Origin of the sequence: Geothrix campi, assembly GCF_024609265.1 — a bacterium.
Lineage (GTDB): Bacteria > Acidobacteriota > Holophagae > Holophagales > Holophagaceae > Geothrix > Geothrix campi.
Window position 1 is genome coordinate 1 of sequence record NZ_JANHMP010000002.1, and the last position, 22,863, is coordinate 22,863.

Consider the following 22,863-nt stretch of genomic DNA (forward strand, 5'->3'; position numbering starts at 1 on the left):
AACGTAGGCAGGGCCAAGCCAGAACACCAGAGTGTGCATCCAGGCGTACCCCCTCCAAACTTTGAATTGTAGGGTTCGTTGCATTTTGTCCCTGTGAGTGCGAGCCACCTAACGAATGAAGCTAACCGGACCCGCCTGCACCGAGGCGATGAACGGAGCCGAGGAAGGGAAATGTTGAGAGAGATCGAAAGGCAACGCAGGCGGGGTCCGAGTTGAGCGGAGGGTTAGGCCGACGGTAGATCAAGGTCAACCTCCGACCGGATTGCCGACACCTGTGGATTTGAACCATTCTGCAAGCCGGTCAGCGTGCTTGCCCGCCGCTAAACGAATGGATTTGCCGTTGTTCATGTCGTTCAAAGTTAATGCTCGCCCAATCCATTCGAGCACAACAGCGGATTTGGGCCTCACAACCCTCTGAGTGATGCCGAGGGGAATAGGGATGCCATTGATGTTCAGCCAAGTGGTTGGGACTTTATGAAAGACGATAGATTCACCTTCGAGGCTTACCTTCCTTGGAAATGTTCTGATGGCATATTTCGCGACTGCCAGGTAAATACAGCAACTGATGATGCCGGTAATGATGTGGAGAAAGTTGCGCTCTTGAAAAGATTCAACGACTGAGGCAACCAGTACCCAAATCGCTCCGACCTGAAAGAACCGTTTCAGGAAAAGCAAGAACCCCGAGACCTCAATAATGAACTCGGAGTCAGCGATGGAGGTTGTCTTGGCTTCGGAAGTCATCAGAGGCCTAACGAATGAAGCTAACCAGCCCCGCCTGCACCGAGGTGCTGAACGAAGCCGAGGAAGCAAGATGTTGAGAGAGAGCGGAAGGAAATGCAGGCGGGGTCCGAGTTGAGCTAGGGGTTAGGCCGATGGGGGCCATGGCCTGATGATGTGGGGAAGCTGGGATTCTAACCGCCAGTCTACTGGCTTACGCTCGGGGTGGAACCACTGGCAGCCCTGGTTGACCCATGATTGGTAATGCTGTTCGTGGTCGTCGCAACCGTACTCGCATCCGCAACATTCGCAGATGTCGTAGGACCACCGAAGTTCCTGCGCTGAGGCATAGCTCGATGTGAATGGCCCATACCCACAGACAGGGCAGTGCGTTATCGAGACGTCCATGAGAGGCCTAACGATCGGAGCTAACCGGACCCCGCCTGCACCGAGGCGCTGAGCGGAGCCGAGGAAGCGAGTGGATGAGAGAGAGCGAAAGGCAATGCAGGCGGGGTCCGAGTTGAGCGACCGGTTAGGCCGAACGCCGATCGCTGGGTGAACCGAGCCCATGAGACGGGCACGTTAGGCGGAGGTGGGCGGGTGAGGGCACAGCGCCGGAACTTACGGCCCAAGCGCTGAGAATGGGAAAGAGCGGACGAACGGAAAGCCTGGGCCAGCGGGAAGTGACGGAGATGGAGTAATCCACTTTAGCGCGACGGGACCTTGGGGAAGTCAGACCAGAAAGCGTTGTGCCGAGCCCGCCCACGTCGGCCTAACGAATGAAGCTAACCGGCCCCGCCTGCACCGAGGCGACGAGCGGAGCCGAGGAAGCGAGAAGTTGAGAGAGAGCGGAAGGCAATGCAGGCGGGGTCCGAGTTGAGCTAAAGGTTAGGGCGATCAACGCTGATTCTCGGGCCACCAACGAAGTTCGGTGATGCCTGGGGACTTGGCGAGAGCTCTTTCTAGCGCCACCGCAAGCCGTTCGACTGCTGCGGTGGTATTTACCTTTCGAAAGAGTCTTCGCACAAAAGGTTTTGATGGTTCGATGAAGCAAAGAAACCCATTTTCAAATTCTTCGTAGTTGCCACAACCGACCCACAGAGGAAACGCATCGTTCTGGATGGGAATCACCCAACCCCAGTCTTCGGCGTAGATTTCGCTCACTTCAAAACCTTCATTGGCTAATGCAGAGTGGAGAAACTCAGCTAGGCGCTTGCCATGTCGACCAGGATTGATCTCCTCCTCCTCGCCGGGGTAGGCGGGAAATTCCGCTGACTTGAACTCAATGTGGGTTCGCACTGGGTGAGGCCTAACGGATGAAGCTAACCGGACCCGCCTGCAGCGAGGCGTTCAGCGAAGCCGAGTTAGCGAAATGCTGAGAGAGAGCGGAAGGCAATGCAGGCGGGGTCCGAGTTGAGCGGAGGGTTAGGCATGCAGGGTTCACCCTCGGAGAAACTACTTGATTACCTGGGGCTCGAAACAATTAGCCAACTCGGATGCGGTGCAATATTGAGAAATGTTGATGGAACGATGTTCCCAGGATACTCCTGGCTTGGTTACAACAATACTCGCCATCGAAATCAGCTTTCCCGTATGAAGGTTGAATCGCATTAAGTAGCCTGGATTGTCTGATCTGCTTTTATCGAAGCCCAGGTCAAGGAAGGTGATCACTAGGTAATGGGGAAGCACTGTTGGCTCGTGGTACCACGAAGCATATGCCGACAAAGCCTCAATGCTTTTTGAACGAAGGAGGCCCAAAAGCCCTTTCGGGATTTGAATGGTGTTCTTCCCGAGGGTGACGGACAAGGATGCAACTGGATGCTCTTGGGAGCCGCTGCTATCGAACAGAATCCGGATTGAGCTTGGTTGGAAGCTCTTCGGTAGGCCTACAAGAGTTCCATCTGATTGGATCTCGATGAAGGTATCCGCCGTAGCGAAGCAAGGGGCGGCGGTAAGCGTTAAAACCAAAATGGTCGAATTTCGGAATCTCATTGTGCATGCCTAACGAATGAAGCTAACCGGCCACGCCTGCACCGAGGCGATGAACGGAGCCGAGGAAGCGGAATGTTGAGAGAGAGCGGAAGGCAATGCAGGCGGGGTCCGAGTTGAGCGGAGGGTTAGGTCGCGTGTCACTTGAGTAGGCTCATTTCTTCGAACCTGAAAAACCGTTTGAACTTGGGCGTGACCCGCCAGCGGAACGTGCAGTCCTCGGTATAGAGGTAGAACTGCGAGGCATGGAGTGTCATGCGGCTTCCATTGGCTAACTGGAAATCGATGACGAGCCGAGTATCACCCGGCTCATCAGTTGTAGGCTTCAATTCCTGAAGTGGAAGATGCTTGAGGAGAGCTTTGATATCCCATGGCATGCGTACAGAGAAGCGGTAGTTGGGATTTGACCTAATGTCCTCTGCCGATAGCCGGCGGTTTGTTTGTGTTTTCCATGGCATGAAGGAGATTGTTACTTCTTTCACATCTTCAGCCTTGATCAAGGTTTCGCGCGCTTGGATTAGCCCAGCTAGGGACAGCACCAAGAACACGATTAGGAACCGGATGCGCATGGGCAGCGACCTAACTTTGAATTGGACGACTGGGGTGGGGGTGGGGGGAGTACGCCTAGGTCGGAGGGGCGGTAGAGATCTGGGAGGTCGTGCTTGGGGGAATGGGCGTACTGGGGGTGGGGGTTGACGGGCGAAAAAAAAGCGATAAATTGAGTCCAGTTCAGCGTGTTCGGGTGGAGGGTCTGGGGTCAGGTTAGCGCAATAGGCGGCTTGGGGTGATCGGAGCGGGGGCCATGCTTGAGGGGAATAGGCAGACCGGTGAAAGGCGGAACGTGGGGGCGGAGGCGCCGCCGCCCCGGTTCCTGGATCGGCTTCGGGACAGCCTGCGGGTTCGGCACTACAGTCTCCGGACCGAGGATGCCTACCTGGACTGGGTGCGGCGATTCATCCTCTTTCACGGCAAGCGGCACCCGCAGGACATGGGGGCGCCGGAGGTCCAGGCCTTCCTGAGCCATTTGGCGGTGGACCGACGGGTGTCGCCGTCGACGCAGAATCAGGCGAAGGCGGCCCTGCTCTTCCTCTACCGCAACCTGCTGGAGGTGGAACTGCCGTGGCTTTCCGAGGTGGTCCAGGCCCGACGCCAGCCGCGGCTGCCCGTGGTGCTCACGCCGGGGGAAGTGCGGGCCGTGTTCGACCAGATGGAAGGCGGCATGGCCCTGGTGGCGCAGGTGCTATACGGCACGGGGATGCGGCTGATGGAAGGGCTGCGTCTCCGGGTGAAGGACGTGGAATTCGAGCGGCGGGAGATCGTGGTGAGAGATGGAAAAGGGGGCAAGGACCGCGTCACGATGCTTCCGGACCGCCTGGCGGAGCCCCTCCGTGCCCACTTGGCCCGGGCGCGGGCCCTGCACGAGCAGGACCTGGCGGAGGGCTTCGGGATGGTCTGGCTGCCGGACGCGCTGGCGGAGAAAAGCAGGTCTGCGTCTCAGGCTTGGGGCTGGCAGTGGGTCTTCCCCTCGGCGCAGCGCTCGGTGGATCCCCGCTCGGGCCTCGTCCGCCGCCACCACCTCCATCCCGAGAGCGTCCAGAAGGCCGTGCGGCTGGCGGCCCGGGCCGCCGAGCTGGTGAAGCCCGTCACCCCGCACGTGTTCCGCCACAGCTTCGCGACGCACCTGCTCGCCGCCGGCCACGACATCCGGACCGTGCAGGAGCTGCTGGGGCACAAGGATGTGGCCACGACCATGATCTACACCCACGTGCTGAACCGTGGCGGCCGCGGCGTGGCGAGCCCGCTGGATGGGCTGTGACCGGGCTTCCGTGATGAGCTGAAATCGCTAGCTGATCTACTTCACCTGGTTATCGGCGAGCTTCAGCCGAACAACGATCTCCACGAAGAACACGAAGGCACCCTGCGGGTGCACGAAGGGCGCGAATGGGCCTCGATCCACCGTGGGCATCCCTTCGCGGGCGGCGGCTCCAGGCCGCTTCCAGGGGCCGCCATGGTCGCCACCCGCGAAGCCGGTCCTGCCAAGCGCAACCGGGGGCCAGAGGCCCGGATGTCCCAGGCCGGAACGCTGGTATCCGTCTTCGTGGCCTCTGCTTTCTTCTTCGTGTGCTTCATGAAGGCTGTTGAAGCCTTTGATCAAGTTGAGGCTCGCCGATAACCGGGCTATTTGGAGTCCTGCGGCAGTACGATCGGATCATGCACATGTCCGGCTTGAGGTTCCGCAGCCTGGTGGACGAGGCGCTGGTGCTCGTGCCAGAGGAGTTCCGGCCCTACCTCGAGGGGGTGGCGATCGTCATCGAGGATTGGGCGCCGGATGCCCTGCTGGACACCCTGGGGGTGCCGGAGGACGAGACCCTCTACGGCCTCTACTCGGGCCGGGCCCTGACGGAGGGACCGGAGCAATCCGGCGACCTGCCGCCGCGCATCACGATCTATCGGGGGCCCCTCCTGGAGGACTGCCGGGACGAGGACGACCTGCGCGAGGAGATCGCCACCACGGTCATCCATGAGATCGCCCACCACTTCGGCATCAGCGAGGCGCGGCTGGAGGAACTGGGGTGGGGCTAGGCGGGTTCTGCCGGGAAGTGGCCGGATCAGCAGAGCATCCTAAGGATGGATGAGGGTGAAGGAGCCGGCCGTTTTTTCCCTCCGGTGGCTGTTCGCGCCCTCCGATAAACTGATCCATTGGGTTGAACCGCGCCTGGAAGCCCGGAGTGTTGATGCTGAAACGCCTGTGGTCCACCTTCAAGGGCAGTGTCGCCGGCTCGGTGCTGGCGGCCAACGCCCTGGCCATCTTCTCGGGGATGATCCCCCTGGCCCTGGTGAAGCTGGCCCTGCCTTTCGGCGCGGCCCGCCGCGGGGTGGACCGCGCGCTGAATGCCCTGGCGGAAGGCTGGATCGCCGTGAACGGCGGGTGGATGGCGATGGTGCAGCGCATCCGCTGGGATGTGCGAGGCCTCGAAGGGCTGCGCCGCCGGGGCTGGTACCTGGTGAGCAGCAACCACCAGAGCTGGGTGGACATCCTGGTGCTGCAGAAGGTCTTCCACCGCAAGGTGCCCTTCCTGAAGTTCTTCCTCAAGCGCCAGCTGCTCTACGTGCCCGTGATGGGCCTGGCCTGGTGGGCGCTGGATTTCCCGTTCATGCGCCGCCGCAGCGGCAGCCGGTCGAAGGATCTCGCCACGGCCCGCCGGGCCTGCGAGAAGTTCCGGCAGATCCCCACCTCGGTGATGAACTTCCTGGAGGGCACGCGCTTCAGCCCGGCCAAGAAGGCGGCCCAGCAGTCGCCCTACCGGCACCTGCTCAAGCCCAAGGTGGGTGGCCTGGCTACGGCCCTCAGCGCCATGGGCGAGCGCTTCGACGCCCTGCTGGACGTCACCATCGTCTACCCCGAGGGCGTGCCCAGCTTCTGGGACTTCCTCTCCGGCAAGGTGAAGCAGGTGGTGGTGCGGGTGCGGGAGCTGGAGATCCCCAAGGACCTGCTGGGCGGTGACTACGAGGGCGATCCTGCTTTCCGCGCCCGCATGCAGGCCTGGCTGCATGGGATCTGGGAGGAGAAGGACCACAAGATCGACGAGATCGTGCTGGGATTGCAGGCACGCTCAGAGGCCCGTTCCTGATGAAAAAGAGGCGCCATCCGGCGCCTCTTTTCCGCATGGGGATTTGGTCCCGGGACTACCCGTTCACCTTCACGAACTGCTCCATGAAGTCCACCAGGGTCTTCACGTTGTCGACGGTGACGGCGTTGTAGGTGCTGACGCGGATGCCGCCGATGTCGCGGTAGCCCTTGAGGCCCACCATGCCGGCCTTCTTGGCCTCCTTCACGAACTGGTCGTCCAGCTCGGGGGTGGGCAGGAAGAAGTCCACGTTCATGACGCTGCGGTGGGCCTTCTCGGTGACGAAGCCGCGGTAGAAGCCGCTGTGCTTGTCGACGCAGCCGTAGAGCAGCTCGGCCTTCTTCTTGTTGCTGGCTTCGATGGCCCCCAGGCCGCCGATGCTCTTGTTGTAGGCCAGGACGTTGCGCAGGATGTAGATGCCGAAGGTGGGCGGAGTGTTGTAGAGCGAGTTCTTCTCGGCGTGGATCTTGTAGCGCAGGTAGCTGGGCAGGTCCTGGGCCTCGCACATCTCGAGGAAGTCCTCGCGGATGATGGTGAGGGTCACGCCGCTGGGGCCGAGGTTCTTCTGGGCGCCGCCGTAGATGAGGCCGAAGGGGCTCACATCAAACGGACGCCACATGAAGTCCGAGCTCATGTCGCAGATGTAGGGCACGTTGCCCACCTTCGGGAACTCGTGCCACTGGGTGCCCTCCACGGTGTTGTTCGACGTGAAGTGCACGAAGGCGCTGTCGGGGCCGACCTTGATCTCGTCGGCGTGGGGCAGGCGGCTGAACTTCTGCTCCTTGGTGCTGGCGGCCACGCGCACGCGGTCGCCGGCGACGAGCTTGGCTTCCTTGGTGGCCTTCTCGGCCCAGTTGCCCGTGACGATGTAGTCGGCCTTCTTGTCGTTGCGGAGGAGGTTCAGGGGGATCATGCCGAAGCTGAGGTGGGCGCCGCCCTGGAGCAGCAGCACCTTGTAGTTGGAGGGCAGGCCCATCAGCTCCTTGGTGAGGGCGATGGCCTCCTCATGCACCGCGTCGTATTCCTTCGACCGGTGGCTGACCTCCATGACGGACATGCCCGTGCCGGCGAAGTCCAGCAGCTCTTCCTGCGCGCGCTCGAGCGCGGGCAGGGGCAGCCCCGCGGGGCCGGCGTAGAAGTTGATCACGCGATGGGTCATGGATGCCTCCGGATGAACATTCGAAAGAGGAATGGAACTGCGAAATACGCCAAAGAACGCGAGCAAGGAGTGGTTCTATTTTGGCGCCATTTCGCGGTTTTCGCGGTTTCAGGCTTTGAAGTCCGTCAGGATCGCCACCACTTCGTCGCCGATGCGGCCGAGGTTCTCTTTGGAACTGGCGCCGAGGTGGGGGGCCATGAAGACGTTGGGGGCCGTGAGCAGGGGGCAGTCGGCGGGGGGCGGGTCGCTGGGCCACACGTCGGTGCCGTAGGCCCGGACCTTGCCGCTGTGGAGGGCGGCGGCGAGGTCGGCGTCCACCACGCACTTGCCGCGGCCGGTGTTGATGAGAATGACGCCATCCTTCACCTTGGCGAGGAAGGCGGCGTTGATCATGCCGCGCGTGTCGTCCGTGAGGGGCGTGTGGATGCTGATGAAGTCGGCCTTGGCGGCCAGCTCATCGAGGCTGACCATCTTCGCGATGGGGTGCTCCTTGAGGAAGGGGTCGTAGGCGATCACCTCCATGCCGAAGGCCTGGGCGCGCTTGGCGACTTCCGTGGCGATGTTGCCGGCGCCGACGAGGCCCAGGGTCTTCTTGAAGAGTTCCGTCCGCTTCAGCTCGCTCTTGAGGAACTTGCCCTCCTTCATCGAGGTGTGGGCCTCGATCAGGCGGGCGGGGATGGCCACCATGAAGGCCATGGCCATTTCCGCCACGGCCACGCTGCTGGCCCTAGGCGTGTTCAGGGCCTTGACGCCCTTTTCGGCGCAGAGCTTCTTGTCCACGTTGTCCATGCCCACGCCACCGCGGATGACGAGCTTGAGGGCAGGGGCCTGGGCCAGGAGGTCGGCGTTCACTTTGGTCTTGGAGCGGACGAGCAGGACCTGGGCCCGATCGAGGGTGGCCATGTCGGAACTGGTGGTTCCGAAGGGCGTGAGGCGCTCGGGGAGCTTGGCGTCGAAGGCTTCAGCGATGAGGATGTGCATGCGGATCTCCGTTCAGCCTTCGTACATCCGGACCAGGAGGCCGGAGCGCAGCTTGGGTTCGAACCAGGTGGACTTGGGGGGCATCACTTCGCCGGCATCGGCCACGCTCATGAGCTGCGTGAGCGAGGTGGGGTACACCGAGAAGGCCACGGCGCAGCCTTCCTTCACGCGACGCTCCAGCTCGTCCATGCCGCGGATGCCGCCCACGAAGTCGATGCGGGTGTTGGTGCGGGGATCGTCGATGCCGAGGATCGGGTTGAGCAGGTTCTCCTGGAGGATGCTGACATCCAGGCCGCGCACGGGGTCGCTGGCGGGGTAGGTACCGGGCTTCGCCTTGAGCTCGTACCAGGTGCCGCCCAGATACATCCCGAAGGTGGTGGGGGCCTGGGCCGCGCGATGCGGCGAGACGGCCACGTCGAACTTGTCCTTCACCTTGGCGAGGAAGGCCTCGGGGCTGAGACCGTTGAGATCCTTCACCACGCGGTTGTAGTCCATGATCTTCAGCTGGTCATGGGGGAAGACCACGGCCATGAAGCTTTCGAAGGGCTCGTCGCCCGTGGCGGCCGCTCCGGCGGCGGCGCGGCGGGCCTGGCCGTAGCGGATGGCCGCGGCGGTGCGGTGGTGGCCGTCGGCGATGTAGAGGGCGGGCACGCCGTTGAACAGGTTCACCAGCTCGTAGATCACGGTCTCACCGGTGACGACCCACACTGTATGACCGATGCCATCCGGCGTGACCACGTCGTAGACCGGCGGCAGCTTCCGGATGTCATTGACGATGTGATCGATGTAGGGGACGGCCTTGTAGGTGAGGAAGACGGGCTCGGCATTGGCGTTCTGCTCGGTGACGTGCCGGGTGCGGTCGTCCTCCTTGTCCTTGCGCGTGAACTCATGGCGCTTGATGAGCCCCATCTCGTATTCCTGCACGGAGCAGAGGCCCACCAGGCCCGCCTGGACGTGATCGCCCATGCGCTGCTGGTAGACGTAGAGACTGGGCAGGCCCTCTTGCATGAGGGTGCCGGTCTCGATCATGCGCATGAGGTTCGACACGCCCTTGGCATAGACCTCATCGGCGTGGACGTCCGTGCCCGCGGGCAGGTCGATCTCGGGCCGGCCCACGTGGAGGAAGGAGTGGGGGTTCCCCTTGGCCAGTTCGGCGGCCTCCTGGGTGTTCACCACGTCGTAGGGCACGGCGGCGACCTGGGCGGCGAGTTCGGGCCGGGGGCGGTAGGCGCGGAAGGGCTTCAGCTGGGACATGGACACCTGCCTGGGAAGGGGCCCCCATGGGGCCGCACACACGCGCCATTATTCCCCGGCGGGTGGCCTTTAGAGGCACCCTAAGACCGGTTTTGACGAAAGTCCCATACTTGGGGCCTGGATGAGGCGATCTGTCAAATTCCGGACCGGACCGCAGACGGGTCGGGGCCCATGCCGGCTTCAGGGCCTGAGTCGGGATCGGGGCCCAGCGAATCGTTGATGATGGCCACGTTCAGCAGCAGTTCGGTGAGGGGGGTGTCGATGGTCCGCTCCACTCGGCAGGTCTCCACGAACTCGATGTCCGGGTGGTTCCAGGTGAGGATCTCGTAGACGGCGGGGAAGCCCTCCTGATCGCGGAAGGCCGCATGGATCACCTCGCCCCGGTTCAGGTAGAGGAGCCCCATGCCGGCTTCGGACTGGACGGTGAGGGTGCAGGACTTCTTTTCCCAGGCGAGGAGTTGCAGGATGCTGCCCAGGCTGAGGCCACGGATCACGCCGACGGGCTCGGCCTGGACCGCGGTGCGGATCGCATCCATGAGGAAGCCCAGGCGGATCGGCTTGCTGAGGATGCGGACGGCTCCCAGGTCCAGGGGGGTGTTCAGGTGCTGGTTCTCGTCCAGGCCCGTCATGACGATGATGGGGATGTGGGGATAGAGCCGGCTCACCTTGGTGATGAGGTTGAAGCCGTCCATCACGGGCATGTTGAGATCCGTGACCAGTACGTGGACGGGTTCCTGGCGGAGCAGGGCCATGGCCTCGCTGCCATCCGGGGCGGTGAGTACCTTGAATCCCTCGAGCCCCTTCAAGCCGGCCCGGTAGAGGCTGAGGGTGGCGCGGTCGTCCTCCACCACCAGCAGGGTCCGGGTGGCGGCCTGGTGGCTGGGAACAGGACGAGAGGGGGAGGAGGCGGTCATGGGGTACCCGAGGATACCGTCACAGGGCCTTGCCTTTGGGGATTTTCCGCGCCGGGACCGGCTCTTTCGCGAGGATGGCCAGGGCTTCGGAGGCGTCCCCGGGGTGCCGGGCCTCCCAGTCCAGCACCCAGGGGGGCAGCTCCGCATCCTCGTAGTCCCGCACCTTGCGGTGCCAGCTCACCAGGGCCTGCACCATGGCTTCGTGGAGGTTCTCGGCCCTGGGCGGGATGTGACCCTCCCAGATGGGCTCGCGGAAGTACTGCCGCAGGGTGGCCTCGACGGGCTTGCCCCACACGGCGTAGGTGCGGTCCAGGGGGCCGCCGATGGGCTTGTCGTTGAGGTTCTCGCCGTAGAGGTAGTAGAACACCGCGTCGCCATCGCTCCAGTGCCGCAGCACACCGAAGGCGCCTTTCAGCAGCAGATCCTGGAGGGCCAGGTCCACGGGCTTGTCCGTGCGGAAGTCCCAGGGGCCCACATGGGCGTGGGCCACGCTGGGGTAGCCCACTTCGGTGATCATCACGGGCTTGGGCCCCTTGGCATCGGCGAAGCGGGCGGACAGCGTGCGGGCCTTGTAGACGATCCACCACCAGGCGTCGCGGATCTGGTCCGGCGTGGGGTAGTCGTCGTATTTGGCGATGGGATCGTAGGTATTGATGCCGATGACGTCCAGGCAATCGCCGAAGGTGAAGCTGTCGTGGCTGTCGAAGTTCACGCTGTAGACCAGCTTGCCCTTGAAGACCTTCCGCACTTCCGCGGCCAGTTTCCGCCACTGGTCCGGGAATGGGTGCGTGGAGGCCATCTCGGTGCCGAGGCTGTACCACTCGACGCCGCCCTCCTGGGCCAGGGCCGCCAGGTGCACGTTGAAGTCCGTGTAGTTGCGCCACCAGAGCTCCCAGTCCGAGGGCTCGATGTTGCCGCGCCACCAGTCGGCATTCTCGGCCTCGTCCCGCAGGTTGATGGTGGGGAAGAACATCATGCGCAGGCCGCGCACCTTCGCCTGGCGGAAGGTGCGGCGGAGGCTCTCCTCGGTGGGGCTCGACGTGGGATGACGACGGATCTCGGTACTGTGGCCCGTGTCCATGCGGTAGATGGCCTGGAGGCTCACGCAGGTGGCGCCCGTGGCCGCGATGCGATCCAGTTCCTCGGCATAGTCGTAATCCGGCACACCGGCGTAGAGCCCCAGCACCATGCCCCGCGGCTGAGGAACCAGCGCCTTGCGCTGCGCGCGGTGGACGACCCAGAGGGCGATCGGCAGGCCGAGGATGGCCAGGAGGGTGAGGGTGCGACGGATCATGCGTGTTGCTCCGAACTCCAGCCTAGCGGGTGGAGTTCGGAGATAGGAACTGCTTCGCAGTTCCGCGCTTTTCCCCTACCCGCGGAGCGAAGCTCCGCGAGCCTGACAGGACCTATGTCCGCTCCACACGAACCTGCACGATCCGCGTGCCTTCCATCCTCAGCACGGTGAGGTGGGCACCTTCGACCTCCACGCCTTCCTGGGCGTGGGGCACGTGGCCGAGGCGGGCCAGGACCAGGCCGGCCAGGGTGTCGAAGCCGTCCCGCTCCCAGGTGAGGCCCAGGCGCTGGGCCACGTCCTCCACATGGGCCTGGCCCGAGACCAGGTAGACGCCGGGAGCCTGCACCACCAGGCCCGCGGGGGCCTCGTGCTCATCCTGGATCTCCCCGAAGACTTCCTCCAGCAGGTCCTCCATGGTGGCCAGGCCGGAGAGGCCGCCGAACTCGTCCACCACGATGGCCAGCTGGGTGCGGGTGCGCTGCATCTCGCGGAGGAGGTCCATCACGGGCTTGCTCTCGGGCACGAAGCGGGGGGGCTTCATGAGCGTCGCCAGAGGGGGATGGTCACCATCCGGAAGCTGGATGAGGTCCTTCAGCAGGAGCACGCCGCGGATGTGGTCGATGCCGCCCTCGTAGACGGGCAGCCGCGAATGGCGGGTGCGGGTGAAGGTCTGCCAGGCCTCCTGGATGGTGGCTTCCAGGGGCAGCGCCGCGATGCGGGTGCGCGGTGTCATCACCTCGCGCACGAGGGTATCGCCGAAGGTCACGACGTTGCGGATGAGCTCGCGGTCTCCGGCCTCGAGGATGCCCTCAGCCTCACCTTCTTCGAGCAGGGCGGTGACGGCTTCCTCCGTGGCGTCCTCGGGCTCGGAATCCTTGGCGCGTTCCTCGGTGTGGCGATCGATGAGCCGGGCCACCGGGTCCACCAGGGGCGCGAGGATGGGCTGGATGGGCGAATAGAGGGGGAACAGCCGGGTCAGCCACCGGGCCGGGTCGCCCGAGGTCAGCAGGGCGGGCAGCGCCAGATCCAGGGCCCAGAGCCCCGTCAGCACCAGGAAGCCCAGGCTCCAGCCGCCGCCGGGAAGGGCCATGCGGAAGGGCCACAGCAGGCCCAGGAGGACCAGCAGGAGGGCCTTGTTCCAGAAACCCAGGCCCATGCCCAGGGTCCGGGGATGCTCAAGGAGCGTGACGAGGCGCGGGTCCCGGATGGCGTTTTCTTCGAGCAGTCGCCGGCGCTGGAGCGAGGGCAGGGCATGGAAGGCCGAGAGCAGGGCCGTCGTCCCGCTCCGGTAGAGGAGCAGCGCAAGGGCGGCGAAGAGGAACCAGGATGTGGGGGCGTTGCCGCCGGGATCAGCCATGATTGGATTGATTCTAACGGGTTTCGCCCGATGCTATCGGTCCCCGGAGCGGGCCAGGATCTGGCGGGCCAGGTCCGCCTTGGCCGCGGCGCTGAGGTGCAGCTTCCGGCGTTCGGCTTCGCGGAAGTATTCCTCAGGGTCCCGGCAGAGGCCGTCGGGCGTGGGGGGCAGTCCCTTGCGGATCCGGGCGGCGTTCAGGAAGGTGTACGGTTCCTTGGCCAGTTCGGGGCTCTGGAGGAAGTGGCGGAAGGTCCACCAGCCGCCCAGCACGAACCAGACGCCCAGCACGGCCACGGCCCGGTGCTGGAGCCGACGCATGTGGTCCGGCGCCTTGCGCACCTGCTGCCACCAGACGCCGGCGGCGAGGGTCAGGGCGATGAGGACCGCGGTCATCAGCAGGGTGCCCGTCCAGCCCAGGCTGCCCCAGCCCCAGCCGGTGAGGGTGATGATCGCGGGAGCCAGCAGCACACTGAAGATCAGATTGAGATGGAGCATGTAGAGCAGCAGCGATTCCCGGCTGGCGGCATCGATGGGGTTGGGCCCCTTCCAGCGGGGGCGGAGCAGATCCACCGTGCCCATGACCGTGCCGCCGAGGAGGATCCAGCCCAGGCGCGCGGCCACACTGGGCAGGGTGGTGTTGGAGATGGCCCCGAGCTCGCTGTAGGTGAAGGCGCCGGATCGGCTGTGCAGCAGCCATACGCCGTTCTCCTGGAGCCAAGTGCCGCCCCAGAGCCAGGCATGCTGGGCGGAGGCGCCCCAGGCCAGCAGGAAGGCGCCGATGACGGCCAGCCCGGCGAGGAAGCGGGCCTCGCTCCAGCGGGCCTTCCCGTCGACCTGGACCACGCGGAAGTGCCGGTAGAGGCCCCCCAGGAAGGCGCCGAAGGCCGGGAAGGCGATCCAGGGGAACAGGGGGAAGAGGGCCTGCACGCCGCGGTCGGGGTTGCCGTTGAAGAACCCTCGGATGGGCAGCCACAATCCGTCCGCCACGCCCGTGGCCCAGAGATGGGGTGCGATCACGGGCACGAACACGGCGATCGCCAGGGCGAGCGCGGTGAAGATGCGCGGGTTCCGCACCAGGCGGGCCAGGCCCTGGAGGATGAGCAGGGAGAAGACGATGCACTGGAGCACGTCGATCTTGAAGAGTTCCCGGGCCTTCTGCGTCGTGTTGAGTACCGTCCAGTCCGCGGCGGTGATCCCCGGGGCGTGCAGGGCGTAGGCGCAGAGCAGGATGAAGCCCAGGCGCCGGGCGGTGTCGGGCCAGAAGGGACGCAGCGTGCCATCCGTCCGGAAGGTCGAGATGGCGAGGCTGTAGCCGGCGGCCATGGTGAAGCTGGGCGCCACCAGGCCGTTCAGGTAGTTCAACCAATCCGGCCGCAATCCGGCGTGCAGCCAGACGTTCACCGCATGCACTTCGATCATCACGATCACCGCCCAGCCCCGCAACTGGTCGATCCAGTCGCAGCGCTTGGAGGGGGTCAGGTCAGTCCAGAGAGACATGGAACGTTCCTAGCGGGCCTGCTGCCTCATCACGCTGTGCTTCTTCCCGTAGAGGAAGTAGATGACGAAGCCGATGGCCAGCCACGTGATGAGACGCCACCAGTTCGCCACGGGCAGGGAGAACATGAGCATGAGACAGCTGAGCACGCCCATGACTGGCACGACGGGCACCCAGGGGCAGCGGAAGGGCCGCTCGGCGTTGGGATATTTCTTGCGCATGATGAGCACCGCGGCGCAGACGATGACGAAGGCCAGCAGGGTGCCGATGTTGGCGAGGTGCAGCAGGGCGTCGATGGGCAGGAAGCCGGCCAGGGTGCCCACGAAACAGCCGACGAGGATGGTGGACTTCCAGGGCGTGCGGAACTTCGGATGCACGTCGCCGAAGGTGGCCTTGGGCAGCAGGCCATCCCGGGCCATGGCGAGGAACACACGGGGGCCGCTCAGCATCATGACCAGCAGCACGGAGGTGATGCCCGCCACACCGGCGGTGGCGATGAGGCCCTCGGCCCAGCCCAGGCCCTTCTGGCTAAAGGCGATGGAGACCGGCGCGTTGATGTCGAGTTGGTCGTACTTGACCATGCCCGTGAGTACGGCCACCACGGCGATGTAGAGCACCGTGCAGACCACCAGGGAGACGACGATGCCGATGGGCACGTCACGCTGGGGGTTCTTGGCCTCCTCCGTATGGGTGGAGACCGAATCGAACCCGATGTACGCGAAGAAGATGATGGCGGCGCCAGCCATGGTGCCGATGGGTGCCCCGCCGCCATCCACCTGGCCGGCCACGTGGTGGCCGAAGAAGCTGATGCCCGTCCAGCCGAAGGGGGCGAAGGGATGCCAGTTGGTGGTGTTGATGAAGAAGGCGCCCACGCCGATAACGAACAGCACGGCAGCGACCTTGATGGCCACCATGGCCGCGTTGAAGTTGGCGCTTTCGTGGATGCCCTTCACCAGCACGGCGGTGACCAGGGCCACGATGAGGAGGGCGGGCAGGTTCATGAAGGCGCCGGTGGACGCGAAGTGGCCCGTGAGGGGGTCGTACTTCCAGGGGGATTCGCTCACCAGCTTGGGCACGTGGATGCCGATCTTGCTGACGGCGCTCTGGAAGTAGGCCGACCAGCCCGTGGCCACGGCCGCGCTGGAGACGCCGTATTCGAGGATGAGATCCCAGCCGATGATCCAGGCGAACAACTCGCCGAGGGTGGCATAGGCGTAGGTGTAGGCCGACCCGGCCACGGGCACCATGGCGGCGAATTCGGCGTAGCACAGGGCCGCGAAGATGCAGGTGATGCCCGCGATGACATAGGAGAGCATCAGCGAGGGGCCGGCGATGTTGTGGGCGGCGGCGCCCGTGGCCACGAAGATGCCGGCGCCGATGATGGCGCCCACCCCCAGGGCCGTGAGCTGCACGGGACCGAGGATGCGGCGGAGCCGGTTCTCACCCTGGGCCTCTTCCAGGAGGAGGGCCAGGGGCTTGCGCGCGAAGATCTGGGATTCGGGATTCGGATCGTTCGACATGAACAAGACTCCATGCGATCCGGGTTCGTGAACCCGGAAGGGGATTTCCAGGAAGATGGTGGGCCTAGGGCTTCCGGCGATGCTACCACCAGGGGCCGCCGCTATCATGCCCCATGCTTCCGGCCGGCCTCCTCCCCCGCCTCGCGGTGCTCCGCGGAGCTTTGCTGCTCTGCCGCGGCTGCCTGGGCCCCGTGGGGGGAGGGGCCGAGGCGGGGCTCTGCACCCGCTGCTGGGCAGGCCTGCTGCCTCTGCCCGAGGGGCGCTGCCCCCGCTGCGCCCTGCGGCATGCGGAGGAAATCTGCCCCGAGACCATCGCCTGGGAGCACGGTGATGCCCTCTGGGACTACCACGGCGGCCGGCCGCCCCTGGGCGCCCTCCTGCTGCCTGGCATCAAGCAGGGCGAGACGGGGTGGCGGACCGCCCTCCTCCGACGCCTGGCCTCGGCCCCGCTGCCGGCCTGGACCGCGGAGGTGGACCTGGTGACTTCCGCTCCCAGCGCCTTCCCCCGCCGCCTGCTGCGGGGATTCGACCTGGGAGTGGAGGTCGGCCGGGTGGTGGCCGGCCGGATCGGGCGCCCCTTCGCGCCCCTGCTGGCCAAGGGGTGGTTCAGCGGCCGCCAGGCCTCGCGCACGGAAAGCGCCCGCCGCCGATTGCCGCGGAAGGCCATCGTCCTGCGGCGAGGCGCCTCACCCGGGGGCACCGTGCTGCTGGTGGACGACGTGTGGACCACCGGCACCACGCTGCTCCGCTGCGCTCAGGCCCTCATGGAGGGTGGGGCGGCGGAGGTGCGGGTGCTGACGCTGTTCCGCGCCCTGTAGCGCATCAAGCGGGAGGCTGGAGCCGGCCTCCGGGTTGATTCAGGCCAACGCCTGCCGCATCGGGACGGGGCCTTTCGCGGCGCGCAGGTAGGACGCGGGCCAGGACACCTCCGCGCCCAGGCTCCTGGCGGCGCGCAGGGGCCACCGGGGGTCGCGCAGAAGCTCGCGGCCCAGCAGGACCAGGTCGGCGGATTCCTGGGCCAGGATCTGCTCGGCCTGCTCGGCCTCGGTGATGAGGCCCACGGCGCCCGTGGGGAGGGCCGCCTCGGCGCGGATCCGGGCGGCGAAGGGGACCTGGTAGCCGGGCCCCAGGGGGATCTCGGCGCGGGGGACGAGGCCGCCGGAGGAGCAGTCCACCAGGTCGACGCCGAGATCCTTCAGCTCCTTGGCGAGGGCCACGGACTGGTCGAGGTTCCACCCGCCCTCGGCCCAATCCGTGGCGGAGATCCGGGTGAAGAGGGGCAGCTCCTCGGGCAGGATGTTGCGCAAGGCACCGACCACCTCGCGGACCAGGCGGGTCCGGTTCTCGAAGGAGCCACCGTAGGCATCGGTACGGTGGTTCGACAGGGGCGACAGGAACTGGTGCAGCAGGTACCCGTGGGCGGCGTGCACCTCGATGACTCGGAAGCCCGCGGCCACGGCGAAACGGGCCGCGTCCATGTAGGCCTCGATGAGGGCCAGGATTCCGGGCTCATCCATAGCCGTGGGCACGGTCCAGCCTTCGTCGAAGGGCAGGGCGCTGGGGGCCACGGGTGTCCAGCCGCCCGCCGCCGGGGGAAGGCTGCCACTGCCCTTCCAGGGGGCGGGGTTCGAAGCCTTGCGGCCCGCATGGGCCAGCTGGATGCCCGGTACGGCGCCCTGCGAGGCGATGAAGCGCACGATGCGGGCCAGGGCTTCGGCCTGGGCTTCGTTCCAGAGGCCCAGATCATCCGGGCTGATGCGCCCTTCCGGCACCACGGCCGTGGCCTCGGTGAACACCAGGCCAGCGCCGCCCTGGGCGAGGCCGCCCAGGTGGACCAGGTGCCAGTCGTTGGCCAGTCCATCCTGGGCCTGGTACTGGCACATGGGCGACACCACGATGCGGTTGGGCAGCGTGACGCCGCGGAGATTCATGGGTTGAAACAATCGGGACATGGCGCGCTCCGGAAACGGGTGGGGTCCTCATGGCCAGGGCCCATTACATCAATCTTTGGAACCCTTCGGCCAGTATGCGGGCATCCCCTTCATCCCTGGTTCTTGTGCATCTGTTCGTGATTCACAAGAGTGCAAGGGATGGAGGGGATGGGAGAAACAAGCAGACGGGCCAGTCGAGCCATTGGGCGATCCGCGAAGAATGCCTTTCCTACCACCTGTGAATCGCGGGGCACACCCCGCGATTCACAGCTTCACAACCCCAGCATCTTCCTTACTTCCGCCTCCAGAACCCCCTCGCGGATCTCCGCCAGATCGTAGCGGACGCGGGTCATGGGCTTGGTGACCTTCAGGATGCGGGTGAGGTCGATGGGCGTGCCGCTGAGGACCACGTCGCAGGGGGTGGCCTCGATGGTGGCTTCGAGATCCTTCACCTGCTGGTCGCCGTAGCCCATGGCGGGCAGGATGCCCTGGGCGTTGGGGTACTTGCGGTAGGTCGCGGCAATGGAGGCCACGGCGTAGGGCGTGGGGTCCACGATCTCGTGGGCGCCCACGGCCTTGGCGGCCACGACGCCCGCGCCGTAGGTCATGGAGCCGTGGGTGAGCGTGGGGCCGTCCTCGATGACGAGGGCGCGCTTCCCCTTCACCAGCTCAGGCCGGTCGCAGGTCACGGGGCTGTTGGCGCGGATGACGCGGGCCTTGGGGTTCACCCGGGCGGCATTGTCCTCGATGGCGCGGATATCCGCCTCCTTGGCGCTGTCGCACTTGTTGATGAGGATGATGCCCGCCCGGCGGAAATTCGCCTCGCCCGGGTGGTAGGCCATCTCATGGCCGGAACGCAGGGGATCGGCGATGCAGATGTGCAGATCGCTCTTGTAGAAGGGCAGGTCGTTGTTGCCGCCGTCCCACAAGATGACGTCCGCCTCTTTCTCGGCGCTGCGGATGATCTGCTCGTAGTCCACGCCCGAGTAGACGATGAAGCCGTTGTCGATGTGCGGTTCGTACTCTTCGCGCTCTTCGATGGTGCACTCGTGCTTGTCCAGGTCGCTGTAGTCGGCGAAACGCTGGCAGGCCTGCTTGGCCAGGTCGCCATAGGGCATGGGGTGGCGGATGGCGACGACCTTCTTGCCCAGCTTCTTGAGGATGTTGCTGATGTAGCGGGTGGTCTGGCTCTTGCCCGCGCCCGTGCGGACGGCCGTGATGCCGATGACGGGCTTGGTGGACTGGATCATGGTCTTGTCCGCGCCCAGCAGCTCGAAGTCGCAGCCGTGGGCGATGCAGAGGCTGGCCAGATGCATGACGGTGGCGTGGGGCACGTCGGAGTACGAAAACACCGCGGCATCGATCCGCTCGCGGTGGATGAGGTCCACCAGTTCCGATTCATCCAGGATGGGGATGCCCTCTGGATAGAGTTTCCCGGCGAGCCCGGCCGGGTAGCGGCGGCCGGCGATATCCGGGATCTGGGTGGCCGTGAAGGCCACCACCTGGTACGCGGGGTTGTCCCGGTACACGGTGTTGAAGTTGTGGAAGTCGCGTCCGGCGGCTCCCAGGATCACCAAGCGTCGTGCCGACATGACACATGCCTCTCGGTCCAGCGGTGCGCCGACACGCTCGGGGATGGCAGTCCTGACGGCACCGCGACCCAGGGAGGATAGCCGTCCTGGGTGTGTCTTGAGAATGAGGTTGTGGCTTGAATCACACCGGCCGGGAAGGTCTATGCTTCTTCCATGTCCATTCCAGCCTCCCTCTCGGCCTTCCTCCGCCGGTGGCGCCGCCTGATCCTCCTGCTGGCGGGGGTCTACGTGGCATGGATCCTGGCGGGCTTCTTCCTGCTCCCGGCGCTGGCGAAGCCCCGGATCGAACGGGAGGCCACCCAGGCCCTGAAGCGCCCCACCACGGTGGCGAAGCTGCGGTTCAACCCCTTCACCTTCGGCGTCACCCTGGAGGGGTTGCGGGTGGCTGAACGGGGTGGGGGCGACTGGATCACCCTGCGACTCCTCTACGTGAATCCCGATGTCTGGCGCCTCCTGCGTCGCACCGTGGGCTTCTCCATCATCGAGGTGGACGGCCTGACGGTCCGGACGGCCCTGGACCCGGAAGGCCGGCTCAATTTCCAGGATCTGCTCGAAGAGGACGGCAAGACGGAGGCCCCCGCCCAGGCCGCGCCTGCCTCCAAATGGATCCTGGCGGTCCGCCGCTTCCAATTGCGGGAAGGGCGGGTGGAGTTCACGGACCGCTCGGCCGCCGCGCCCTTCCACACCGAACTCGGTCCCATCGCCTTCCGCCTGGAGGACCTGCGCACCGAGGTGGGGCATCGCAGTGGCATCTCCCTGGAGGCCTGGACCGAGGCGAAGGAGCACATCGCCTGGAAGGGCGACCTGGGCTTCCAGCCCTTCGCCTCCAGGGGCAGCCTGCTGCTGGAGAACCTGTCCCTCCCCAAGTACCGCACCTACGAACAGGAGCAGGTGTCCAGCGAGATCCGCAGCGGCACAGGGGCCGTGCGGGCGCAGTACCGGTTCGAATGGTCCAAGGGGCATCACGTGGTCGAGCTGTCCGGGCTGGAACTCAGCCTGAAGGACCTGAAGATCGCGGAGCGGGGCACGCCCGACCCCGCCATCGAGTTGCCGGCCCTCGAGATCCGGGACGGGAAGGCCGACCTGCTGGTGCCTTCCGTGGAACTGGGCTCCGTCACAGCGGACCAGGGCGTGCTCCGCGTCCAGGCTGCCAAGGATGGCGGACTGAACCTGGTACGCCTGCTGGCGCCGCCCAACCCAAAGGAGAAGAAGCCCGACGAGAAGCCGCTGCAGCTCCTGATCCACGACCTGGCCCTGCGGGGCTTCCGCCTCGGGTGGGAGGACCTGGGTCCGGCGCGCCCCGTGAAGGTGGAGGCCACGGACGTGAACCTGCACTGGCAGGGGCTGAGCCTGGAGCCCAAGGCCTCCAGCAGGGTCGCCCTGGACCTGAAGCTGGGCGCCGGCCTCCTGAAGGCGGAAGGTACCGTGGCCCCCCTCAAGAGCACCGGCGACCTCCAACTGAAGGCCGAAGGCGTGGAACTGGCGCCCTGGGATCCCTACCTGGACTCGGCCCTGGACCTGCGCATCGCCAGTGGGAAGCTGGGCGCCGATGGCCGCGTGCGCTTCGCCTTCGAAGGGCGCAAGACCGATGGCGTCACCTACCGGGGCGCCGCCTCTGTGCAGGGTTTCGAGGTGCGGGACGCGGCCCTGAACGAGCCTTTCCTGCGCTGGAAACAGCTGCGCCTGTCGGGGGCGGAGGTCCGCTCGGCGCCCCTGGCCGTGGCCATCCAGACCGTGGACTGGACCGACCCTGAAGGCCGCGTCGTGGTGCAGCCCGACGGCAGCACCAACGTGGCCCGGGCCCTGCGGCTGGCCCCGGAAGGCAAGCCCGCCGCCCCGACCGCCGCCGTCCTGCCCGCCACGCCAGCCAGTGCACCGGATCTGACCATCGTGACCTTCGGCATCACCGGCGGCCGGCTCAGCTACATCGACCGGTCCCTTCAGCCGAACGCGGCGCTGGTGCTCAGCGACCTGGAAGGCAGCTACCTGGGGCTGTCCAGCCGCCCTGACGCCTCGTCGAAAGTCAATTTCAAGGGCCGCGCCGGAGGGCTGGCCCCCATCACCATCACGGGTCACGCGATGCCCCTGCGTAGCGACCTGGATACCGACGTGCTCCTGAAGATCCAGGGCGCGGACCTCACGGACTTCACGCCCTACACGGGCAAGTACCTGGGCTATACCGTGCAGAAGGGCAAGCTGGACGTGGATGCCCGCCTGCGCATCGACCGCCGGAACCTGAAGTCCGAGAATGCCGTGAAGCTCGACCAGTTCTACCTGGGCGACAAGGTGCAGAGCCCCGATGCCACGGGCCTGCCCGTGAAGCTGGGCCTGGCGATCCTGCGGGACCGCAAGGGCGTCATCGCCTTCGACCTGCCCATCGAAGGCAACCTCGACGATCCCGATGTGAAGTACGGAAAGCTCGTGTGGAAAGCCATCTTCAACCTGCTGGGGAAGATCGCCACCTCACCCTTCACCTTGATCGGAAAGCTCTTCGGCAGCGATGCGGGCGACCTCAGCAGCGTGGCCTTCGCGCCTGGGACCGCGGCCCTGGATGCCGCGGCCACCACGAAGCTCCAGGCCCTGGCCAAGGCCCTGCAGGAACGGCCCGAGCTGCGGCTGGAGGCGGAGGGAGCCATGGACGAGGCGCAGGATGGGGGGGCCCTGCGCAAGGCTGCCCTGGAAGCCTTACTGCGCCGTACCCGGTCCCAGGGGTTGAAGCTCACCGAAGAAGCTCCGGTGCCGACCGCCGAGCGGGAACGCTGGGTCAAGGCCGCCTTCGAGGCCGCCTTCCCCGCGCCGAAGGAGCTCAAGGGCGCCCAGCCCGCCCCGCCTCCGCCTCCCGCAGAGATGGAGCAGCGCCTGCTGGGCAGCCTGAAGGTGGATCCTGCCGACCTTACCCAGCTGGCAGACACCCGCGCCAAGGCCGTTCTCACCTGGCTCCTGGATACGGCCAAGGCCGACCCGGCCCGGGTCTTCCAGGTCCGCACCGGCCAGGCCAAGGGCGCCGCCGTGGTGTTCAACCTCAAATAGC

At 65.7% G+C, this 22,863-nt stretch carries 19 protein-coding genes; 6 read left to right on the top strand and 13 right to left on the bottom strand.

The features are described from left to right. Positions 1-246: 246 nt before the first annotated feature. The 3 genes from NOV65_RS09010 to NOV65_RS09020 all read right to left on the bottom strand — a co-directional run bounded on the left by NOV65_RS09010 (position 247) and on the right by NOV65_RS09020 (position 3,275). A complete protein-coding gene (locus tag NOV65_RS09010; protein ID WP_257306051.1) occupies positions 247-741 on the bottom strand; it encodes a hypothetical protein in 495 nt (164 codons plus the stop codon). Positions 742-1,614: 873 nt separating this feature from the next. Continuing rightward, entirely contained in the window at positions 1,615-2,016 is a 402-nt protein-coding gene (locus NOV65_RS09015; protein WP_257306053.1) for a hypothetical protein, read from the bottom strand. Positions 2,017-2,846: 830 nt separating this feature from the next. Then, positions 2,847-3,275: a hypothetical protein gene (locus tag NOV65_RS09020; protein ID WP_257306054.1), complete on the bottom strand. Its 429-nt coding sequence runs from the start codon at positions 3,273-3,275 to the stop codon at positions 2,847-2,849. 233 nt (positions 3,276-3,508) lie between these two features. Here NOV65_RS09020 and NOV65_RS09025 point away from each other — a divergent pair, with 233 nt between their 5' ends. The 4 genes from NOV65_RS09025 (at position 3,509) to NOV65_RS09040 (ending at position 6,338) form a co-directional block, all read left to right on the top strand. Next, a complete protein-coding gene (locus NOV65_RS09025; RefSeq protein WP_257306056.1) occupies positions 3,509-4,522 on the top strand; it encodes an integron integrase in 1,014 nt (337 codons plus the stop codon). A gap of 192 nt (positions 4,523-4,714) precedes the next feature. After that, positions 4,715-4,879 (top strand): hypothetical protein, encoded by a 165-nt coding sequence (locus tag NOV65_RS09030; RefSeq protein ID WP_257306058.1) that lies wholly within the window; start codon positions 4,715-4,717, stop codon positions 4,877-4,879. Between the two features lie 38 nt (positions 4,880-4,917). After that, positions 4,918-5,289 carry a metallopeptidase family protein gene (locus NOV65_RS09035; RefSeq protein WP_425250848.1) on the top strand — a complete coding sequence of 124 codons (372 nt, stop codon included), beginning with the start codon at positions 4,918-4,920 and terminating at the stop codon, positions 5,287-5,289. A 152-nt stretch (positions 5,290-5,441) separates the two neighbouring features. Next, positions 5,442-6,338 (top strand): acyltransferase, encoded by an 897-nt coding sequence (locus NOV65_RS09040; protein ID WP_257306061.1) that lies wholly within the window; start codon positions 5,442-5,444, stop codon positions 6,336-6,338. A gap of 55 nt (positions 6,339-6,393) precedes the next feature. Here NOV65_RS09040 and serC read toward each other — a convergent pair whose 3' ends face one another. The 8 genes from serC to NOV65_RS09080 form a co-directional block, all read right to left on the bottom strand. Next, entirely contained in the window at positions 6,394-7,494 is a 1,101-nt protein-coding gene (gene serC, locus NOV65_RS09045; RefSeq protein ID WP_257306063.1) for a 3-phosphoserine/phosphohydroxythreonine transaminase, read from the bottom strand. Between the two features lie 108 nt (positions 7,495-7,602). Continuing rightward, positions 7,603-8,475 (bottom strand): NAD(P)-dependent oxidoreductase, encoded by an 873-nt coding sequence (locus NOV65_RS09050; protein ID WP_306672076.1) that lies wholly within the window; start codon positions 8,473-8,475, stop codon positions 7,603-7,605. A gap of 12 nt (positions 8,476-8,487) precedes the next feature. Continuing rightward, positions 8,488-9,729 carry a DUF1015 domain-containing protein gene (locus tag NOV65_RS09055; RefSeq protein ID WP_257306065.1) on the bottom strand — a complete coding sequence of 414 codons (1,242 nt, stop codon included), beginning with the start codon at positions 9,727-9,729 and terminating at the stop codon, positions 8,488-8,490. Between the two features lie 134 nt (positions 9,730-9,863). Next, the gene (locus NOV65_RS09060) at positions 9,864-10,643 is read right to left on the bottom strand and encodes a response regulator (protein WP_257306067.1); all 780 of its coding nucleotides are present in this window, start codon (positions 10,641-10,643) and stop codon (positions 9,864-9,866) included. Positions 10,644-10,662: 19 nt separating this feature from the next. Then, positions 10,663-11,937 (bottom strand): glycoside hydrolase family 113, encoded by a 1,275-nt coding sequence (locus NOV65_RS09065; RefSeq protein ID WP_257306069.1) that lies wholly within the window; start codon positions 11,935-11,937, stop codon positions 10,663-10,665. A 112-nt stretch (positions 11,938-12,049) separates the two neighbouring features. Then, a complete protein-coding gene (locus NOV65_RS09070; RefSeq protein ID WP_257306071.1) occupies positions 12,050-13,294 on the bottom strand; it encodes a hemolysin family protein in 1,245 nt (414 codons plus the stop codon). Between the two features lie 33 nt (positions 13,295-13,327). Beyond that, on the bottom strand, positions 13,328-14,791 hold the full coding sequence (locus NOV65_RS09075) for a heparan-alpha-glucosaminide N-acetyltransferase domain-containing protein (protein ID WP_257306074.1): 1,464 nt from the start codon (positions 14,789-14,791) through the stop codon (positions 13,328-13,330). Positions 14,792-14,800: 9 nt separating this feature from the next. Next, complete coding sequence (locus NOV65_RS09080; protein WP_257306076.1) at positions 14,801-16,309, bottom strand: amino acid permease; 1,509 nt, start codon at positions 16,307-16,309, stop codon at positions 14,801-14,803. 113 nt (positions 16,310-16,422) lie between these two features. Here NOV65_RS09080 and NOV65_RS09085 point away from each other — a divergent pair, with 113 nt between their 5' ends. Continuing rightward, complete coding sequence (locus NOV65_RS09085; RefSeq protein ID WP_257306078.1) at positions 16,423-17,127, top strand: ComF family protein; 705 nt, start codon at positions 16,423-16,425, stop codon at positions 17,125-17,127. A gap of 39 nt (positions 17,128-17,166) precedes the next feature. On the opposite strand, the gene NOV65_RS09090 is transcribed toward NOV65_RS09085, so the two are convergent. After that, a complete protein-coding gene (locus NOV65_RS09090) occupies positions 17,167-18,261 on the bottom strand; it encodes an NADH:flavin oxidoreductase/NADH oxidase (RefSeq protein WP_257306080.1) in 1,095 nt (364 codons plus the stop codon). Positions 18,262-18,512: 251 nt separating this feature from the next. Then, on the bottom strand, positions 18,513-19,832 hold the full coding sequence (locus NOV65_RS09095) for a cyclic 2,3-diphosphoglycerate synthase (RefSeq protein ID WP_257306082.1): 1,320 nt from the start codon (positions 19,830-19,832) through the stop codon (positions 18,513-18,515). A gap of 153 nt (positions 19,833-19,985) precedes the next feature. Between NOV65_RS09095 and NOV65_RS09100 the strand changes: the two genes are divergently transcribed. Continuing rightward, the gene (locus NOV65_RS09100; protein ID WP_257306084.1) at positions 19,986-22,862 is read left to right on the top strand and encodes a DUF748 domain-containing protein; all 2,877 of its coding nucleotides are present in this window, start codon (positions 19,986-19,988) and stop codon (positions 22,860-22,862) included. The last annotated feature ends 1 nt before the right edge of the window (position 22,863 follow it).

Excerpts from the sequence above, each read along its gene's own strand:
- NOV65_RS09040 (WP_257306061.1), top strand. The coding sequence starts at position 5,442 with ATGCTGAAACGCCTGTGGTCCACCTTCAAGGGCAGTGTCGCCGGCTCG.
- NOV65_RS09075 (WP_257306074.1), bottom strand. The coding sequence starts at position 14,791 with ATGTCTCTCTGGACTGACCTGACCCCCTCCAAGCGCTGCGACTGGATC.
- NOV65_RS09060 (WP_257306067.1), bottom strand. The coding sequence starts at position 10,643 with ATGACCGCCTCCTCCCCCTCTCGTCCTGTTCCCAGCCACCAGGCCGCC.
- NOV65_RS09030 (WP_257306058.1), top strand. The coding sequence starts at position 4,715 with ATGGTCGCCACCCGCGAAGCCGGTCCTGCCAAGCGCAACCGGGGGCCA.
- NOV65_RS09010 (WP_257306051.1), bottom strand. The coding sequence starts at position 741 with ATGACTTCCGAAGCCAAGACAACCTCCATCGCTGACTCCGAGTTCATT.
- NOV65_RS09070 (WP_257306071.1), bottom strand. The coding sequence starts at position 13,294 with ATGGCTGATCCCGGCGGCAACGCCCCCACATCCTGGTTCCTCTTCGCC.
- NOV65_RS09065 (WP_257306069.1), bottom strand. The coding sequence starts at position 11,937 with ATGATCCGTCGCACCCTCACCCTCCTGGCCATCCTCGGCCTGCCGATC.
- NOV65_RS09020 (WP_257306054.1), bottom strand. The coding sequence starts at position 3,275 with ATGCGCATCCGGTTCCTAATCGTGTTCTTGGTGCTGTCCCTAGCTGGG.
- NOV65_RS09095 (WP_257306082.1), bottom strand. The coding sequence starts at position 19,832 with ATGTCGGCACGACGCTTGGTGATCCTGGGAGCCGCCGGACGCGACTTC.
- NOV65_RS09090 (WP_257306080.1), bottom strand. The coding sequence starts at position 18,261 with ATGTCCCGATTGTTTCAACCCATGAATCTCCGCGGCGTCACGCTGCCC.
- NOV65_RS09085 (WP_257306078.1), top strand. The coding sequence starts at position 16,423 with ATGCTTCCGGCCGGCCTCCTCCCCCGCCTCGCGGTGCTCCGCGGAGCT.
- NOV65_RS09050 (WP_306672076.1), bottom strand. The coding sequence starts at position 8,475 with ATGCACATCCTCATCGCTGAAGCCTTCGACGCCAAGCTCCCCGAGCGC.
- NOV65_RS09025 (WP_257306056.1), top strand. The coding sequence starts at position 3,509 with ATGCTTGAGGGGAATAGGCAGACCGGTGAAAGGCGGAACGTGGGGGCG.
- NOV65_RS09100 (WP_257306084.1), top strand. The coding sequence starts at position 19,986 with ATGTCCATTCCAGCCTCCCTCTCGGCCTTCCTCCGCCGGTGGCGCCGC.
- NOV65_RS09080 (WP_257306076.1), bottom strand. The coding sequence starts at position 16,309 with ATGTCGAACGATCCGAATCCCGAATCCCAGATCTTCGCGCGCAAGCCC.
- NOV65_RS09035 (WP_425250848.1), top strand. The coding sequence starts at position 4,918 with ATGCACATGTCCGGCTTGAGGTTCCGCAGCCTGGTGGACGAGGCGCTG.
- NOV65_RS09055 (WP_257306065.1), bottom strand. The coding sequence starts at position 9,729 with ATGTCCCAGCTGAAGCCCTTCCGCGCCTACCGCCCCCGGCCCGAACTC.
- serC (WP_257306063.1), bottom strand. The coding sequence starts at position 7,494 with ATGACCCATCGCGTGATCAACTTCTACGCCGGCCCCGCGGGGCTGCCC.